The organism is Streptomyces sp. NPDC002144 (assembly GCF_053593695.1).
Genome location: NZ_JBSFDB010000005.1, coordinates 162,332 through 179,022, shown reverse-complemented (window position 1 = coordinate 179,022; position 16,691 = coordinate 162,332). Strand labels below are relative to the sequence as shown.

Annotated in this window: 10 protein-coding genes; 4 read left to right on the top strand and 6 right to left on the bottom strand. The window is 72.5% G+C overall.

The features are described 5' to 3' along the window. The 5 genes from ACWCQ1_RS09860 to ACWCQ1_RS09840 form a co-directional block, all read right to left on the bottom strand. A complete protein-coding gene (locus tag ACWCQ1_RS09860) occupies positions 1-645 on the bottom strand; it encodes a YceD family protein (RefSeq protein ID WP_133046771.1) in 645 nt (214 codons plus the stop codon). 132 nt (positions 646-777) lie between these two features. After that, positions 778-1,839, bottom strand: a complete 1,062-nt coding sequence (locus ACWCQ1_RS09855; RefSeq protein WP_451026214.1) for a cell division initiation protein — start codon at positions 1,837-1,839, stop codon at positions 778-780. 58 nt (positions 1,840-1,897) lie between these two features. After that, positions 1,898-2,377, bottom strand: a complete 480-nt coding sequence (coaD, locus tag ACWCQ1_RS09850) for a pantetheine-phosphate adenylyltransferase (RefSeq protein WP_356772047.1) — start codon at positions 2,375-2,377, stop codon at positions 1,898-1,900. A gap of 26 nt (positions 2,378-2,403) precedes the next feature. Next, positions 2,404-2,988: a 16S rRNA (guanine(966)-N(2))-methyltransferase RsmD gene (gene rsmD, locus ACWCQ1_RS09845; protein WP_451026213.1), complete on the bottom strand. Its 585-nt coding sequence runs from the start codon at positions 2,986-2,988 to the stop codon at positions 2,404-2,406. Between the two features lie 38 nt (positions 2,989-3,026). Continuing rightward, complete coding sequence (locus tag ACWCQ1_RS09840) at positions 3,027-6,248, bottom strand: helicase-related protein (RefSeq protein ID WP_451026212.1); 3,222 nt, start codon at positions 6,246-6,248, stop codon at positions 3,027-3,029. Positions 6,249-6,415: 167 nt separating this feature from the next. Here ACWCQ1_RS09840 and ACWCQ1_RS09835 point away from each other — a divergent pair, with 167 nt between their 5' ends. Together ACWCQ1_RS09835 and ACWCQ1_RS09830 are read left to right on the top strand one after the other, a co-directional pair. Further along, positions 6,416-8,284, top strand: coding sequence for an HSP90 family protein (locus tag ACWCQ1_RS09835; protein WP_451026211.1), 1,869 nt, complete (start codon positions 6,416-6,418; stop codon positions 8,282-8,284). Continuing rightward, positions 8,284-11,295, top strand: coding sequence for a tetratricopeptide repeat protein (locus tag ACWCQ1_RS09830; RefSeq protein WP_451026210.1), 3,012 nt, complete (start codon positions 8,284-8,286; stop codon positions 11,293-11,295). Before ACWCQ1_RS09835 ends, ACWCQ1_RS09830 begins: the two co-directional genes overlap by 1 nt. Position 11,296: 1 nt before the next feature. Here ACWCQ1_RS09830 and ACWCQ1_RS09825 read toward each other — a convergent pair whose 3' ends face one another. After that, complete coding sequence (locus tag ACWCQ1_RS09825) at positions 11,297-13,051, bottom strand: DAK2 domain-containing protein (protein WP_451026209.1); 1,755 nt, start codon at positions 13,049-13,051, stop codon at positions 11,297-11,299. A gap of 251 nt (positions 13,052-13,302) precedes the next feature. Here ACWCQ1_RS09825 and rpmB point away from each other — a divergent pair, with 251 nt between their 5' ends. Together rpmB and ACWCQ1_RS09815 are read left to right on the top strand one after the other, a co-directional pair. Beyond that, a complete protein-coding gene (gene rpmB, locus ACWCQ1_RS09820; RefSeq protein WP_003993230.1) occupies positions 13,303-13,488 on the top strand; it encodes a 50S ribosomal protein L28 in 186 nt (61 codons plus the stop codon). A 112-nt stretch (positions 13,489-13,600) separates the two neighbouring features. Beyond that, positions 13,601-16,657, top strand: a complete 3,057-nt coding sequence (locus ACWCQ1_RS09815) for a BTAD domain-containing putative transcriptional regulator (protein WP_451026208.1) — start codon at positions 13,601-13,603, stop codon at positions 16,655-16,657. The last annotated feature ends 34 nt before the right edge of the window (positions 16,658-16,691 follow it).

Here is a 16,691-nt window from a genome sequence, read left to right as displayed (position 1 = left end):
CTACTTCTCCTGCTTCTCGTCGACGCCCGCTTCGGCGCCGCTCATCTCGTCCTTCTCGCCGTCCGTCATGGTTTCGGCGAGTCCCTGCAGTGCCGCCCAACGGATGTCGACGGCGTCGTGGTGGTGGTCCGGGTCGTCCGCCAGCCGCGCTCCGCACTCGGAGCACAGACCCGGGCAGTCTTCCTGGCACACCGGCTGCATCGGCAGTGCGAGCACCACCGCATCGCGCAGCACGGGCTCGAGGTCGAACAGGCCGTCCTCGATGAAGAGCCTGTCCTCGTCTTCCTCGGCGTCGTCGGCCGGCTCCGCCTTGGGGCGGCCCCGGTCGTCGGCGTCAGGGTACGAGAACATCTCCTGGAAGTCCGCTTCGACGTCGAGCTGAAGCGGCTCCAGACACCTTACGCACTCCCCCTCGGCCTGTGCACGGGCGGTGCCTGTGACAAGCACCCCTTCCATGACCGACTCGAGCCGGAGTTCGAGCTGCACCGGAGCGCCTTCCGGCACTCCGACGACCCCCTGGACACCGAAGTCCTTGGGGGCGTCGACCGTGCGGGACAGCCGCTGCAGCGCACCGGGACGGCGACCCAGCTCGTGCGTGTCGAACACGAGGGGGTTGCGGTGGTCGAGGCGAGCGTTGGGAGCCATCCTGCTTTCGATCTTCTGAGCTCAGAGGGACACCGCCCTGCGGTGTCCCCGGGCAGCGTTGATCGCGGACGTACGCGCGACCGAAGAGCCAGGATACTGGACCTTTCGCTCACGGCCCAATCCGGTGGTCCGTTACTGGCCGCGGCCCTGCTCGTAGGCCCTCAACTGCTCCGGCGTGATCATGCCGGTGTCGAAGAGGCTGGTCTCGTCGAGGGCGTACGACTGCTGCGGCTGGTGCTGCTGCGACTGGTGCTGCTGGACCTGGTTCGGGTCGTACGCGGCCTGCTGCTGGGCGTCGTAGCCCTGGTACGCGTAGGGATCGGCCTGCTGGTAGCCGTAGGCGTCCTGCTGGCCGTACGTCTGCTGCTGGTAGCCGGCCGCGGCGTAGGCGTCCGTCTGCTGGTAGCCGTAGGCCGGCTGCTGGTCGTACTGCTGCGGCTGCGCCTGTTGTTGCTGCTCGGCCGAGTTCTCCTGCTGGGAGAGCGCGGTGAGGTCGGCCAGGTAGTCGGCGTCGCTGGAGTGCTGGAAGGACGTCGTGTCGTCGGCGAGGGCGCCGAGGTCGTCGGTGGCGATGCGGCCGTGCAGCTTGGCGCGCCCCTTGCCGACCGCCTCCAGCGTCTTGGCGAGTACCGCCTCGAAGGCGCCCAGCTTGACGTCCACGTAGGCGTCGGCGTCCTTGCGCAGGGTCTCCGGGTCGTGGCTGCGCTCGGGGGCGTCCTCGTCCTCGTAGCCCTGCTCGTCCAGGCCCGGTCCGGTGCCCAGCAGCTTCTCGCGACCACGGCCGACGGAGCCCAGGGTCTTGGTGAGGACGACCTCGAAGTTGGCGAGCTTGGAGTCGACGTAGTCGTCGGCCTCGGCGCGGACCTCCTCCGCCTCCCGGCGGGCCTCGCTCAGGATCCGGTCGGCCTCGGCCTGGGAGCGGCGGGCGATCTCGGTGTCGGAGATCAGCGAGCCGCGCTCGGCGTGCGCGCCCTGGATGATCCGCTCGGCCTCCTGGCGGGCCTGCTCGACCATCTCCTCCCGGCCGCCGATCAACTCCTGCGCCTGGGCCAGGGAGTCGGGCAGGGCCGCGCGAACCTCTTCGAGCATCGCGAGCAGTTCCGCGCGGTTGACCACGCACGACGCCGACATGGGCATCGACCGCGCACTGGAGACCGCCGCGACGATCTCGTCGAGCTTCTTCTGCACGTCCACCGTGTGCTCGCCACTCTCTACCGATGTGTTGGAGACGGACGGGACGACTGTAGCCCCATCAGTCCTGGCGGAGGCGCTCGTTCAGGGCTTCGAGGACGGTCGGCGGCACGAGGTGGGAGACGTCGCCTCCCCAGGTCGCGACCTCCTTGACGAGGGAGGAGGAGAGGAAGCTGTAGGTGGGGTTCGTCGGCACGAAGAGCGTCTCCACGCCGGACAGGCCGTTGTTCATCTGGGCCATCTGCAGCTCGTAGTCGAAGTCGCTGACGGCGCGCAGGCCCTTGACGATGGCCGGGATGTCACGCTGCTTGCAGTAGTCGACGAGGAGTCCGTGGAAGGCCTCGACCCTCACGTTGCCGTACTCGGCGGTGACCTGGCGGATCAGGTCGATCCGCTCGTCGATCTCGAACAGGCCCTTCTTGGACTTGTTGATCATGACCGCGACGTAGACCTCGTCGTACAGACGGGAGGCGCGGGAAATGATGTCGAGGTGTCCGTTGGTGATGGGGTCGAACGACCCGGGACAGACGGCGCGGCGCACTTGTGATCCCTCGCTCTCCGGTCCGGTCATCGTGCGTCTTCGCACGTAGAGGCGGCGCGACCGTACCAAAACGTTCCCTCGCCGTAGCGACGGGCCTTGACCGCCTCGTAGCCCTGCGGCCACATGAATTCTCCGCCTCTGGTGCTGCGCTCCACGGTGACCAGAGCCTCCGGCGCGAGCCAGTGTTCGGTGCGGAGTGTGAGCAGAATCTCCCGAAGATCGTGGTCCGTGACACGGTACGGGGGGTCGAGGAAGGCAAGGTCGTACGGGGCCGCGGGCGCCGACTGGATGATCTGCTCGGCCTTGCCCGCCCTGACCTCCGCGCCGGGGAGGCCGAGGGCTTTGACGTTCTCCCTGATGACGCGGGCGGCCCGCGCGTCGGCCTCGACGAGGAGGGTGTGGCTCGCGCCTCGGGAGAGGGCTTCGAGGCCCACGGCTCCTGAGCCGGCGTACAGGTCGAGGACCCGTTCGCCCTGGAGGGGGCCGCCGAGGAGGGACTGCCAGGTGGAGAAGAGGCCCTCGCGTGCGCGGTCGGAGGTGGGACGGGTGCCGTTGCCCGGCGGCACGGCGAGTCGACGTCCGCCGGCTGCGCCGGCGATCACGCGGGTCATCTTCGGTTCCTCGGTTGTGGACGGCTACGGGTTCATTCTCAGCCCTTTTCCAGGTACTGCTCCCTCTCCTCGTCCAGGAGGGCGTCCAGCGCCGTCCGTAGCGCCGGGAGGCCGGTGAGCTCCGGGTCCGCCGCCACGACCGCCGCCGCCTCCTCCCTCGCCTCCGCGATGACGTCCTCGTCCTCGATGACGGCCAGCACCCGCAGGCTGGTGCGGGCGCCCGACTGTGCCTGGCCGAGGACGTCGCCCTCGCGGCGCTGCTCCAGGTCGATGCGGGAGAGCTCGAAGCCGTCCAGGGTCGACGCCACCGCGTTCAGCCGCTGGCGGGCCGCGCTCGCCTCCGGCATCTCGCTGACCAGGAGGCACAGGCCGGGGGCGGAGCCTCGGCCCACCCGGCCGCGCAGCTGGTGGAGCTGGGAGACGCCGAAGCGGTCGGCGTCCATGATGACCATCGCGGTGGCATTGGGGACGTTGACACCGACCTCGATGACGGTGGTGGCGACCAGGACGTCGGTGTCACCGGCGGCGAAGCGGCGCATGACCGCGTCCTTGTCGTCGGGGTGCATACGTCCGTGCAGGACCTCCACACGGAGGCCGTGCAGCGGCCCCTTCGCCAGCTGGTCCGCGACGTCCAGGACCGCGAGCGGCGGGCGCTTCTCCGCCTCGTCCTCGGGGGACTTCTTCTTGCCGGACTTCTTCGGGTCGTCCTCCTCGTCGCCGATGCGGGGACAGACGACGTACGCCTGGTGGCCCTTGCCGACCTCCTCGCGGACCCGCTCCCAGGCGCGGGCCAGGAAGTGGGGTTTGTCGGCGGCGGGGACGACATGGGAGGCGATGGGCGAGCGGCCGGCGGGGAGCTGGTCGAGGACCGAGGTCTCCAAGTCGCCGAAGACCGTCATGGCGACCGTGCGCGGGATGGGGGTGGCCGTCATGACGAGGAGGTGCGGGGGCTGTTTGCCCTTGCCGCGCAGGGCGTCGCGCTGCTCGACGCCGAAGCGGTGCTGTTCGTCGACGACGACCAGGCCCAGGTCGTGGAACTGGACCTTGTCCTCGATCAGCGCGTGCGTGCCGATCACGATGCCGGCCTCGCCGGTGGCCAGGTCGAGCATCGCCTGGCGCCGGGCCGCCGTCCCCATGGAGCCGGTCAGCAGCACCACCTTGGTGGCGTGCTCGGAGCCGCCCAGCATCCCGCCCTCGGCCAGCTCGCCCATCATCTCCACGACGGAACGGTGGTGCTGCTGGGCCAGCACCTCGGTGGGCGCGAGCATGGCGGCCTGCCCGCCGGCGTCGACGGTGGCGAGCATCGCGCGGAGGGCGACCATCGTGTTGTGCGTGACGGTGAAGTTGTCGGTGACATACGCGTGGCTCGGGTGAGCGACGCTGATGCACTGGACCGGCTTCCGTCCCACGTGTTCCACAGTGCGGATGCCCCGACGGAAGGTGTTGTACTTCGCACGTGGACGTACGCGTTCGACCTTGCGGGTAAGCCGAAACGGCGGGTAGCCGTCGGGTAGCGCCACCGAGACGTTGAATGCGGCCTTCTTGGGCAGAACACGCGCCCGGCCCCCCAGGGAGCGCACGAGCCAAGCCACGTCGTCCGCCAACATCGGCGAGGCCGAGCACAGGGAAATACTCAAGCCGTTCTGATCAACCGTACCGTCGGTGTCCATGAGCCCCTGCAGGAGGGCGAGGCGGTTCTTGATCGACGTGTTCTTGAATTCGGCGGGAATGAACTTGCCATGCGACGTCAGCCCCCAAAGACCCAGATCACGCAAGATCTGGATGACCGGGTTACGGGCACCGCCCGAACGTCGGGTCAGCTGAATGGTGTAGTCGCACCGAGAACCGGTCACCGGGACGAGCCGACAGTCCGGAGCCACCGCCGCCACCAATGCATCGCGAATCTCCGCGTCGACGGTGGAAAACCGCAGATTGTGCCGGAACGAGCCGTCGCCCAACAGGAGCCCGAAAAGGTAGGGGTCCAGAGGAAGACCGGAATCGTCGCCGAGATCCACGGGGGTCGCCGCCGGGATGTACCACTTCGACGACCCGTTGGCCTTGAACAGATCGTGTCGGATTTCCCGGGTAGTCATCACCTTGGGGGGCTGACCACGGTCCCAGCCGCAACTCGTGCCGACGATCCAGAGGTGTTCGTCATCGCATTCCACCGAACTTCCGTCGGAGAGCACGACGCGCCACACATCCCGCTCCCCTTGCGGAAAGACCCCGTCGACCAGAGCGATCTCTCCTGCGGGCACAACGACCTCGTCGCCCACCCCCAGGTCTCCCATCCGACGGAAACCGCGGGGTGTGAGCACAAGCGAGTCCAGGGGTTGAGCTTTCCCGGAACCCACCTCGCCCTGCAGGAGGCGGTGCATCGGGTGCTCCGTCGCCAGGTCGTCGAAGATCTCCTTCGAGACCTTCCGCTGGCCCTCGGTGAGGGTGAAGGGGAGACGGTCGTCGAAGGCGGTGAGGAGGCCGTCGGGCTTGGGTTTGCGGGCGACGGCGGGGAGTTGGGCGTCGGCGTGCCGACGGCGGGCCAGGGCGACCTGGAGGACGAAGGCCTCGTCCCACTTGAGGCGGGAGCGGGCGTCGGCGATGTCGGCCTTGGTGTGGGGCTGGTGGATCTTCAGGAGGGCTTCGGGCAGGGTGACCAGGCCGCGCCCCTCACGGAGGGTGGCGGGCAGGGGGTCAAGGGCCTCCTGGGCGCTGGGCAGCACCGTCTGGATCGCCTTGCCGATCTTCCAGGACTCCAGCTTGGCGGTGGCGGGGTAGATGGGGATCAGGGCGCCGGCCCAGGTCTCGACCGTCTCCTCGCTGTCGCCGCGCAACAACTCGTACGCCGGATGGGCCAGTTGGAGGCGGCGGTTGAAGAGGGAGACCTTGCCCGCGAACATCGCGCGGGTGCCCGGCAGCAGTTCCTTGTGGGGTTTGTGGACGCCGTTGCCGAAGAAGACCAGTTGGAGCCGGCCGCTGCCGTCGGTGATCGTCACCTCCAGGCGCTGGCCCTTGCCGCGGGGGGCCCGCGCGGAGGCGAAGGTGTGCAGCCGGGCGTCGGCGACCATGGCGACCACCGTGACGTGCTCGTCCATCGGCAGCTCGGCGAGGTGGGTGAGCTGGCCGCGCTCCTCGTATCTGCGCGGGTAGTGGTGCAGGAGGTCGCCGACGGTGTGCAGGCCGAGGGACTCGGCCATCACCTTCGCGGTGGGTGGTCCGAGCACCTTCTTCAGTGGTTCTTCCAGTGCGGGCACGAGATCCATTGCACACCACGTCACTGACATCGCCGTATACGTCTGTCGAAACCCCTGGTCAGACGGCTCGTTCCGGCTTTAGGATGGCGCGCTCCGGCCATCCCCCGCGGTCACCGCCCCAATCGGGACCGCCCGACCCCGCGCCGACGTGCAGTCCCCCCACCGGCGCTGCGACGATGGACTCCCAGACCTCACAGTCATCCCAGCCGTCCCAGCCACCTCATACGTTCCAGGTCGACCTGCGTGGACTGGTGGACCTGCTCTCCCATCACCTCTACTCCAGTCCACGGGTCTATCTGCGCGAGCTGCTGCAGAACGCCGTGGACGCCATCACCGCCCGGCGCGCCGAGCAGCCCGACGCCCCGGCGCGGGTGCGGCTGCACGCGGAGGCGGGCGCGCTGCGGGTGGAGGACTCCGGCATCGGGCTCACCGAGGCGGACGTGCACAGCCTGCTGGCCACCATCGGGCGCAGTTCCAAGCGCTCCGAGGGGATCGCCGGCGGGATCCAGGAGGTCCGTTCGGACTTCCTCGGGCAGTTCGGCATCGGGCTGCTGGCCTGCTTCGTGGTGGCCGAGCGGATCCGGGTCGTCAGCCGCAGCGCCCGTACCCCGGACGCGGCGCCCGTGGAGTGGACGGCGAGCGACGACGGCTCCTACACCGTGCGGACGCTGCCCGCCGCGGCGCGGCCCGAACCGGGCACCACCGTGCATCTGGTGGCGCGGGCGGGGGCCGGGGAGTGGCTGTCGCCCGAGCGGGTGCTCACGCTGGCGCGGGACTTCGGTTCGCTGCTGCCGTACGACGTCCGGGTGGGCGAGGAGGCGGTCACGGACCTGCCCGCGCCCTGGGACCGTCCCTACCCCTCCCCCGCCACCCGCCGGGTGGCCCTGGCGCGGCACTGCCACGAGCTGTTCGGGTTCACCCCGCTGGACACGATCGAGCTGGACGTACCGCTCGCCGGGATCCGGGGGGTGGCGTACGTGCTGCCGTCGGCGGTCAGTCCGGCGCAGCGGGCGACGCACCGGGTGCACCTCAAGGGCATGCTGCTGACCGAGCGGGCCGAACAGCTGCTGCCGGACTGGGCGTTCTTCGTGCGCTGCGTGCTCGACACGGACAGCCTGCGGCCCACGGCCTCGCGCGAGTCGCTGTACGAGGACGAGACTCTGGCGGCCGTGCGGGAGGCGCTCGGCGAACGGATCCGGGCCTGGCTGACCGGGCTCGCGGCCGGTGATCCGGAGCGGCTGGCGGCCTTCCTGTCGGTGCACCACCTGGGCGTGAAGTCCCTGGCGCGGCACGACCGGGAGATGCTGCGGACGATGCTGCCGTGGCTGCCGTTCGAGACGACCGACGGGCGGCTGTCGCTGGAGGAGTTCGCGCAGCGGCACCGGGTGGTGCACTTCACGCGGACGGTGGAGGAGTACCGGCAGGTCGCGCCGATCGCCTCCGCGCAGGGCATCGGGGTGATCAACGGCGGTTACACGTACGACGGCGAGCTGGTCGAGGCGTTGCCGTCGGTGCGTCCGGGGACGGTGGTCGCGGAGCTGGACGCGGACACCGTGACGGCGCATCTGGACGCCGTGGACGCGGCGGAGGAGCTGGCCCTGTCGGGGTTCCTGGCGGCGGCGCGGGCCCGGCTGGACGCGGTGCAATGTGACATAGTACTGCGCGCCTTCCACCCCGTCTCGGTCCCCGCCCTCCACCTCGACGACCGCTCCGCCCGGCATGAACAGGCCCGCGCGGACGCCGCGGAACAGGCCGACGACCTGTGGGCGGGCATCCTCGGTTCGCTGCGCGGCAGCGCTCCTCGCGCGCGTCTGGTGCTCAACCATCTCAACCCCCTGGTCCGCAGGATCAGTTCGCTGGGCGACGCGGAACTGATCGGCACGGCCACGGAGTCCCTGTACGGGCAGGCCCTGCTGATGGCGCAGCGGCCGCTGAGGCCCGCGGACACCGCCCTGCTGAACCGGGCGTTCATCGGCCTGCTGGAATGGGCCACCCACGGAGAGTCCGCAAACGGAGAGTCCGCACACGGGGAGGACGGCCGCTGATGGCTGGGATCACGGACTTCGACTCCCTGCGCCGGGCGATGGCGGAGAACTCCGAACGGCCGGAGGGGCCGGCGCGCAACGCGCGCGCGGAGCAACTGCTCGCCGAGGCGGAGAAGCTGGGCATCCCGCTCGCCGTCATCGAGGCGCTCGGGCACCAGCTGAAGGTCTACAACTACAGCTCCGAGAAGGACAAGATGTTCGTCCCCTTCGCGCGTCTGCTGCGCATGTGGGACGAACGGCCCGAGGACTTCGACGAGTACGAGACGCACTCACTGCACTGGGTCTTCAAGTGGATGTCGTCCGGCATGCTCGACCAGCCGCACGTCCCGCTCGCCTCGATCGAGAAGTGGCTCGGCGAGATGGAGCACCGCTACCGGCTCGCCGGGCACTCCGAACGGGCCGTGCGCAGCGCCGAGTTCAGCGTCGCCGCGCACGTGGGTGACGTCCCGCGCGCGGAGCGGGCGTACACCGCCTGGCTCGCGGCGGACCGGGACAGCATGGCCGACTGCCACGCCTGCGAGCTGCACGGGCAGGGCTGGTGGCAGGCGGAGCGGGGCCGGGACGCGGAGGCGCTGCTGCTGTGGCGGCCGGTCCTGGAGGGCGAGTTCACGTGCGCGCACGAGCCGCACACGGTGCTCGCGTCCTCGCTGGTGCCGCTGCTGCGGCTGGGCCGCGCGGACGAGGCGCGCGCCAACCATCTGCGGGGCTTCCGGCTGGTGCGGCCCATGGAGAGCATGCGGGGCGCGTACGCGGACCACGTGGAGTTCTGCGCGCTGACCGGGAACGAGGCGCGGGGCCTGGAGCTGCTGGCGGAGCGGCCCGCGTACTTCACGGACACCGGGCAGCCGCGCAGCCGGCTGGACTTCCTGAGCGTGGTGGCCCTGCTCATGGACCGGCTCGTCGAGATGGGGCTCGCGGACCGTGAGGTGCCCGGGCCGGCCGGACGGTCCTGGACGGCCCGCGAACTCGCCACGCACGCTCGTACCGAGGCCCTGGCCCTGGCGGCGCGCTTCGACGAGCGCAACGGGACCGCCCACGTCAGTGAGCGGGCACGCGCGCGTATGGCGCAGAGTCCTCTGGTGGAGCGGCTGCCGCTCGGCGTCCGCGCGGTGCGCCCGGCGCCCGCCGCACCGGTGGCGAAGCCGGTCACGGTGTCCCCGGAGGAGGAGCGGGACCTTTTGGCCCTGCTGACCGAGGCGCGGCGCCTGTCGGACACCCTGCGGCCGAACGCCGTGGAGGCGTGGGCGGCGGTGGCGCGGGCCGCCGAGGGCGTCGAACTGGACGTCCGCGACCGCGCCGAGATCGTCGACCACCAGGCGATGGGCCGGGGGCCCGAGGGCGCCGAGCTCTTCGAGCGGGCCGCCGAGCTGTACGCCGAGGCGGGCGACCCGGGCGAGGCACTGGCGGCACGCACGCGTGCGGCGTACGTACGCGCCCTCACGGGCCGCGTCGACGAGGCCGTCGCCCAGGTCGCCGAGCCCTACGACGAGATCCTCGCCCTGTACGCCGACGAGGCGACGGGGCTGAGGCAGACGGCGTCGGTGCTGATGGGCCGGGCGCGGGTGCTGATGCGCCGGGTGCAGGAGCTGGCCGAGGCCGGGGCGGGGGTGAACGGGGAGGACGGGGCGGTCGGTGAGGTGCCGGACGAGACCGGCGCGGCTCCCTCGCGGGCCCCGTCCGCGGACGGCGTGCTCGCCGAGGCCGAGCGTGCCGTGCGGGAGTTGCTCGCCCTGGTCGGGGGGTACACCGGGGACGACGTGCGGATCGCCGCCCGGGAGGCCGAGGGTCTGGCCATGCTCGCGGAGCTGGCGTTGCAGGGCGGCGATCCGGAGGGGGCCGTGGAGTTGTTCACGCGGGCCTCGGACGGGTTCGTGGCGGCCGGGCTGCCGTGGTTCGCGGTCGAGTACGAGGCCCGGCTTGCGGGGCTGTCGCACCACCTGGGCGACATCGCCGGTACGGAGCGGGCGCTGCGGGCGGCCCTGGAGCACGGCGGGACGCAGCTGGAGGCGGTCGGGCGGGCCCAGCTGCATCTCCAGCTCGCCGAGGTCGTGGGCGGCCGGGGACTCGCCGTGGAGGCCGCCGAGCACTCCCTGGAGGCCGCGCACTGGGCCGACGAGGCGGGCGAGGGGCCCACGCTCGGTGCCTGGGCCCGGCATCAGCTGGGCGGCTTCCTGCTGCGGCAGGGACGGTTCGCCGAGGCCGCGGAGGTGCTGGAGTCCGCGCTGCCCGACCTGACCGTGGAGACCCACGGCGACGGAGCGGTCGTCCAGGCTCAGTGGTGGCTCGGTGACTGCCTGAGCGAGCTGGGCGAGCACCGGGAGGCGGCCGAACGGCGGCTGCGGGCCGCCGAGATCGCCCGGCACTGGCCCGAGCAGCACGACCACGCCACGCTCGCCCACCTCGCCGCCGAGTCCCTCGGGGCCGCCGGACTGCCCGCCGAGGCCGATCAGGCGTACGCGCGCGCGGGCGAGCTGTGGCGCTCGCTCGGCAACATCCACGGCCTGGTCCGCTCCCTGCGCGCGCGTGCGTGGCTCGCGCTGCGCGCGGACGACGGGGCGGACGCGGCACGGGAGTTGATGTCGGCCGCGGTCGGGGAGTGCGAGCGGGTGCTGGGCGCCGGCGAGGCCGAGGAGGAGGCGCGGGAGCGTCTGGTCGCCGAACTGGGCCACACGCACCGCCAGTTCGGGGATCTGCTGGCCCGTTCCGCCGCCGAGGACGCCGACGACGACGCGATCCGGGCCGCGCTGGAGGACGCCCTGGTCCAGGTCGGCGAGGCGGTCGCGGTGTTCGCCTCGCTGGAGGACGAGGACGCCCTGCACAGCCGTACCGGCGCCGAACTCGCCGCGGGCTGGCTGGAGGCCGACCTCGGCCGCCCGGCCGACGCGGCGGCCCGCGCGCGTGCCGTGCTCACGGCGTACGACGGAGCCGGCACCGAGGACGAGACGGCCCGGGACCGCCGCGCGGAGGCCGACCAACTGCTGCAGGTGACGCAGGAGCAGGCCAGGCCCTAGGTCACTCCACGCCGATCAGTAGCAGCGCGCCCTGGCGGCCGCCGCGGTAGACCACCGTGTCGACGGCGAGATAGGACTCACGCACGCGTGCCTCCAGTCGGGCGGCCACGGACTCCGGGGCCTCGTCGCCGAGGACGAGGGTGACGAGTTCGCCGCCGGCCTGGAGCATGCGGTCCAGGACGGTCTCGGCGGTGGCGGTGACATCGGTGCCGATCACCGCCACGTCGCCGTCGATGAGGCCGAGGACGTCGCCTGCCTGGCAGATGCCGGCCATGGTCCAGGACTGGCGCTCGGCGACGGCGACCTCGGCGTAGCGGGTCGCGCCGGCCGCCGAGGTCATCGACACCACGTCCTCGTCGAAGCGGCGCTCGGGTTCGTGCACGGCGAGCGCCGCGATGCCCTGGACCGCGGAGCGCGTGGGGATGAGGGCGACCCGGATGCCCTCGGCGCGGGCCTGCTCGGCCGCCGCGGCCGCGGTGTGGCGCAGATCGGCGTCGTTGGGCAGCAGCACGACCTCACGCGCGTGGGCGCGCCGTACGGCGTTCACCAGCTCCCCGCTCGCGGGCGGCTCCCCGGGGCGCGCGAGCACGGGGGTCGCGCCGGCCTCCGCGTACAGCCCGGCCAGGCCCTCGCCGGGCACGACCGCCACCACGGCACGCTGCACCCGCTCCCGGGGCGGCCGCTCGGCACCGGTGGTGTGCACGTCACCGGCGCCGAAGTGGGTGATCCGGATCCGGTACGGCCGCCCGGCCTCGACGCCCGCCTCTACGGCGGCGCCCGCGTCGTCCACGTGCACGTGCACGTTCCACAGCCCGTCGCCGCCGACCACGACCAGGGAGTCCCCGAGCGCGTCGAGCCGGTCCCGCAGCCGCGTCACGGCCGCGTCCTCGGCCTCCAGGAGGTAGATCACCTCGAAGGCGGGGCCGGCGTCCGTCCCAGGGTCGGCGTCCGCCACCGGGGCGGGGCACGCCTCGACCGCGGTGCCTGACCCACCCGAAACGATCTCCACGCGCGCGTGAAGCGCATCGGAAACGAGGTCGCCGAGTTCGACGTGCGCATGCGTCAGATCGCCCGGCACCGGCGCTCCCCCCGGCGTCTCCCCCGTGAACGTCTCGACCAGCGCGCCCAGCACCGTCACCAGCCCGCGCCCGCCGGCGTCGACCACGCCCGCGCGGCCCAGGACCGCCAGCTGGCCCGGCGTCGCGGCCAGCGCGGTGCACGCGCCCGCGTGGGCGGCCCGGGCGACCGATCCGCAGTCGTCCTCGGCGTCGTCCCCGGCCGCGTCGGCGGCGGCCGAGGCGACCGACAGGACCGTGCCCTCGACGGGGTGCGCGACGGCCTGCCGGGCCGAGTCGGCCGCGTGCCGCAGGGCGAGCCGCAGCCCGTCGCCGTCGGTGTGAGGCGTCTCACCGTCCTCGGCGAGCACCTGCGCCATGCCTCGCAGCAGCTGCGCGAGGATGGTCCCGGAGTTGCCCCGGGCGCCGATCAGCGCCCCGTGCGCCATCGCGCGCACGGCCTCCGCCAGGGTCGGCTTCCCGGCCTCCACGCCGGCCTCGTGACCGGCGAAGACGGCCTCGACCGCGGCCGCGGCGGACTCCATGGTCAGATACAGATTGGTGCCGGTGTCCCCGTCGGCCACGGGGTAGACGTTGATCGCGTCGATCTCCTCGCGCGCGCGTCCCAGCGCCTCCAGGGCGAGACCGCACCAGGTGCGCACCGCGAGAGCATCGAGGAATGTCTGCGGCACCCGCGCCACCTGCGCCTCCCTGAGCTGGACTGGACGCAGCGTAGACCCAGGGACGGTCGGTGCCGGAAGAGGGCGGGGGCCAGGGGTGTCAGCAGCCATGGTAGTTTCGTTGTACTGGCGCAGTCGTTGTATGCTGCTCCGGTTGCCCGATCCAGATCGGGCCATTCCCCTGGCAACGCCACTCAGATCTGATCCTGCGATCGCGATCCCGGCATGCCGGGATCCAACCGTAAGTGCATCTGAAGTCTTTGGAGTGACCCGTGGCTGCCAACTGCGACGTCTGCGGCAAGGGGCCGGGCTTCGGCAACAACATCTCGCACTCGCACCGCCGTACGTCCCGTCGCTGGAACCCGAACATCCAGCGCGTCCGTACCGTGGTCGGCGGGACGCCGAAGCGCGTGAACGCTTGCACCTCGTGCATCAAGGCCGGCAAGGTCTCGCGCTGACGCACAGCTAAGCGCGCGGCCACCGCTGGTTCGCTGCACTGAGCCGGTCCACCTCGTGTGGACCGGCTTTTTGCTGTGCTCCGACAATGCCGTGCCCTGACAAGCTGTACCCATGCGCTTCGGCATCCTGGGCCCCCTGGAGGTACGCACCGACGACGGCACCCCCGTCGACCCCGGCGGCCCCCGCCCCCGCGCCCTGCTCACCCTGCTGCTCCTGGCCGCAGGCCACCCCGTCTCCACGCGGCGGCTCACGGACGGCCTGTACGGCACCGAGCCGCCCGCCGGGGCCGCCAACGCGCTGCAGTCGCAGATCTCCCGGCTGCGCCGCCGCCTGGCCCCGCACACGGACGTCGAGGCGCTGCCCGCGGGGTACCGCGTCGCCGTACCGCCCCAGTCCGTCGACGCGCACCGTTTCGAACAGCTGGCCGGTCAAGGGCGAGCCGCCCTCGCCGACGGTGACCACAAGGGCGCGGCGGCCCGGCTGCGGGAGGCGCTCGCACTGTGGCGCGGGCCCGCGCTGCCCGACCTGCCGTCCGCGCACGCGGAGGTCGCCCGGCTCGAGGAGCTGCGGCTGGCCGCCGTACAGGACCGGATCGAGGCGGACCTGCGGCTCGGTGGCGGTCCCGAACTCGTACCGGAGCTGCGGGCGCTGCTGCGGGACCATCCGCTGAGTGAGCGGCTGTACGGGCAGCTGATGCGGGCCCTGCACGCGGGCGGGCGGCCCGCGGAGGCGCTGACGGTGTACGAGGAGGCCCGGCGCACCCTCGCGGACGAGCTGGGCGCCGACCCGTCGCCGGAGCTGTCCGCGCTGCACCTGGAGCTGCTGCAGGGCACCGAGCCCGAGCGCCGCCGCCTCCCGGTCCAGCTCACCCGTTTCGTCGGCCGCGAGCCCGAACTCGCCCGCATGGCCGCCCTGCTCGCCGAGGCCCGTCTGATCACCCTGACGGGCCCGGGCGGCGCGGGAAAGACCCGGCTGGCGATCGAGGCGGCAGCCGCCCTCACGAACCGCACGGGCACCGGTGCTCGCTCCTCCGCCGGCCGCCCGTCCCCCTCCACCGACGTCTGCTTCGTGGAGCTCGCTCCCGTCGCCGACGGGCAGCAGATCCCGTACGCCGTCCTGACCGCCCTCGGCGTGCGTGAGGGGTTTCGCAGCCGGGCGGCCGACAGTACGGACCGGCTGCTGGGGGCGCTGGAGAACCGGGACGTGCTGCTGGTGCTGGACAACTGCGAGCATCTCGTCGAGGACGCGGCCCGGGTCTCGGCCCTGGTGCTCGCCGCCTGCCCGGGCGTCCGTGTCCTCGCCACCAGCCGGGAGTCGCTCGGCATCACCGGCGAGGTCCTGGTCCCCGTACCGCCCTTGCGGCCGGAGCCCGCCGAGCGGCTCTTCCTGGACCGGGCCCGCGCCGTGCGCCCCGGTTTCGACGGCCACGCGCGCGTGCCCGACATCTGTGCCGCCCTCGACGGGCTCCCGCTCGCCATCGAGCTGGCGGCCGCCCGGCTGCGCACCCTCACCCCGGACGAGCTCGCCGAGCGGCTGGACGACCGGTTCCGGCTGCTCTCGCGCGGCGACCGCTCCAAGGCACCCCGGCATCGCACGCTGCGCGCCGTCGTGGAGTGGAGCTGGGAGCTGCTGGACGAGGAGGAGCGGGAGCTTGCGCGGCGGCTGACGGTGTTCTCCGGCGGCGCCGCCCTGGAGGCGGTCGAGGCGGTGTGCGGGCTGCCGTACCCGGAGGACGTGCTGGCCTCGCTGGTCGAGAAGTCGTTCGTGGAGGTGTCCGAGGGGCGCTACCGGATGCTGGAGACGATCCGGGCGTTCGCCGCGGAGGACCTGAGCGACCCGGGCGGTCTCGCCGACGCGCACGCCGCGTACTTCCTGCGGCTGGCCGAGGAGGCGGAGCCGAAGATCCGGGGCGGCGGTCAACTGCCGTGGCTGGAGCGGCTGTCCGCCGAGCACGACAACCTGGACGCCGCGCTGCGCCACCTCGTACGCCACGGCCCCGAGGATGCCCTGCGGCTGATGGCCGTCCTGTCGTGCTTCTGGCGACTGCGCGGGCTGCACGGCGGACAGGTGGCGTCGGCGCGTGAGCTGCTGGCCGCCGTCGGGGACGCGCCGCCTGCGGGGCTGACGGAGGAGTACGTGCTGTGCGCGATCAACGTGCTCCTCGGCGACGGCGAGGACGCGGCCGGCCGCGACGGGCTCGTCGCGCGCGTGGACGCCCTGCTGGCCGCGTACGAGGGTCCGCTGCGGCTGCCGTACATCCTCATGCTGTGGTCGCTGGCGATCGGCCCCCGGCCGGCGAGCAACGACCGGGCCATAGCCCTGGCCGGCGAGGACCCGTGGGCTCGGGCGCTGCTGGAGGTGGGCCTGGGTTTCCAGGAGCGGTTCGCGGGCCGGCCGCGGGAGGCCGAGGAGAGCTTCACCCGGGCGCTGGAGGCGTTCCGGGAGACGGGCGACCGCTGGGGCATGGCCAACTGCCTCGATCCGCTCGGCATGTTCGCCCTCGCGCGCGGGGACGCGCGGCGCGCCCTGGAGCTGATCGACGAGGGACTGGCGTACATGCGGGAGGTGGCGGCCCCCGAGGAGACCGCCGACCTGCTGCGCACCCGGGGCGCCGTGCTGCTGCACCAGGGCGACAAGGCCGGTGCCGAGATCCATTTCGGGCAGGCGCTGGCGCTCGCCCGTGACGCCGGTCTGCCCGACAAGATGGCGGGCGCCCGGCGCGGCCTCGGTGACGCGGCCCGGCTGGCCGGAGACCCGGCACGCGCGCGTGAGCAGTACGAAGCCGCTCTGGAGACCTGCGCCGCCAACTGGTTCAGCGTCGGTGAGACCGCACGGATCCTCATCGGGCTCGGGCGCACCGCCGTCGCCGAGGGCCGTGCCGAGGAGGCCCGCGACTGGTTCCGGCAGGCCGCCGAACTCGCCGTCGAAGGCCCCGGCGAACTCGAACTCGCCGAGGTGGCCGAGGCGTTGGCGTCCGTCGCCGGGTCGCCCGAACGGGCCGCCGTCCTGCTGGGCGCCGCGACGGGCCTGCGGGGCGCCCCCGACGTGGGCGCCCCGGACGTCGTACGCACCGAACGGGAGGCCCGCGCCGGGCTGTCAGCGGAGGCCTACGCGGCGGCCTTCGAGCGGGGCCGGAGCCTGCGGTCAGCGGCGGTCAGCGAACGGTAGGCGGACGGTCAGCGGCGCCGCCGAGGCTCACCGC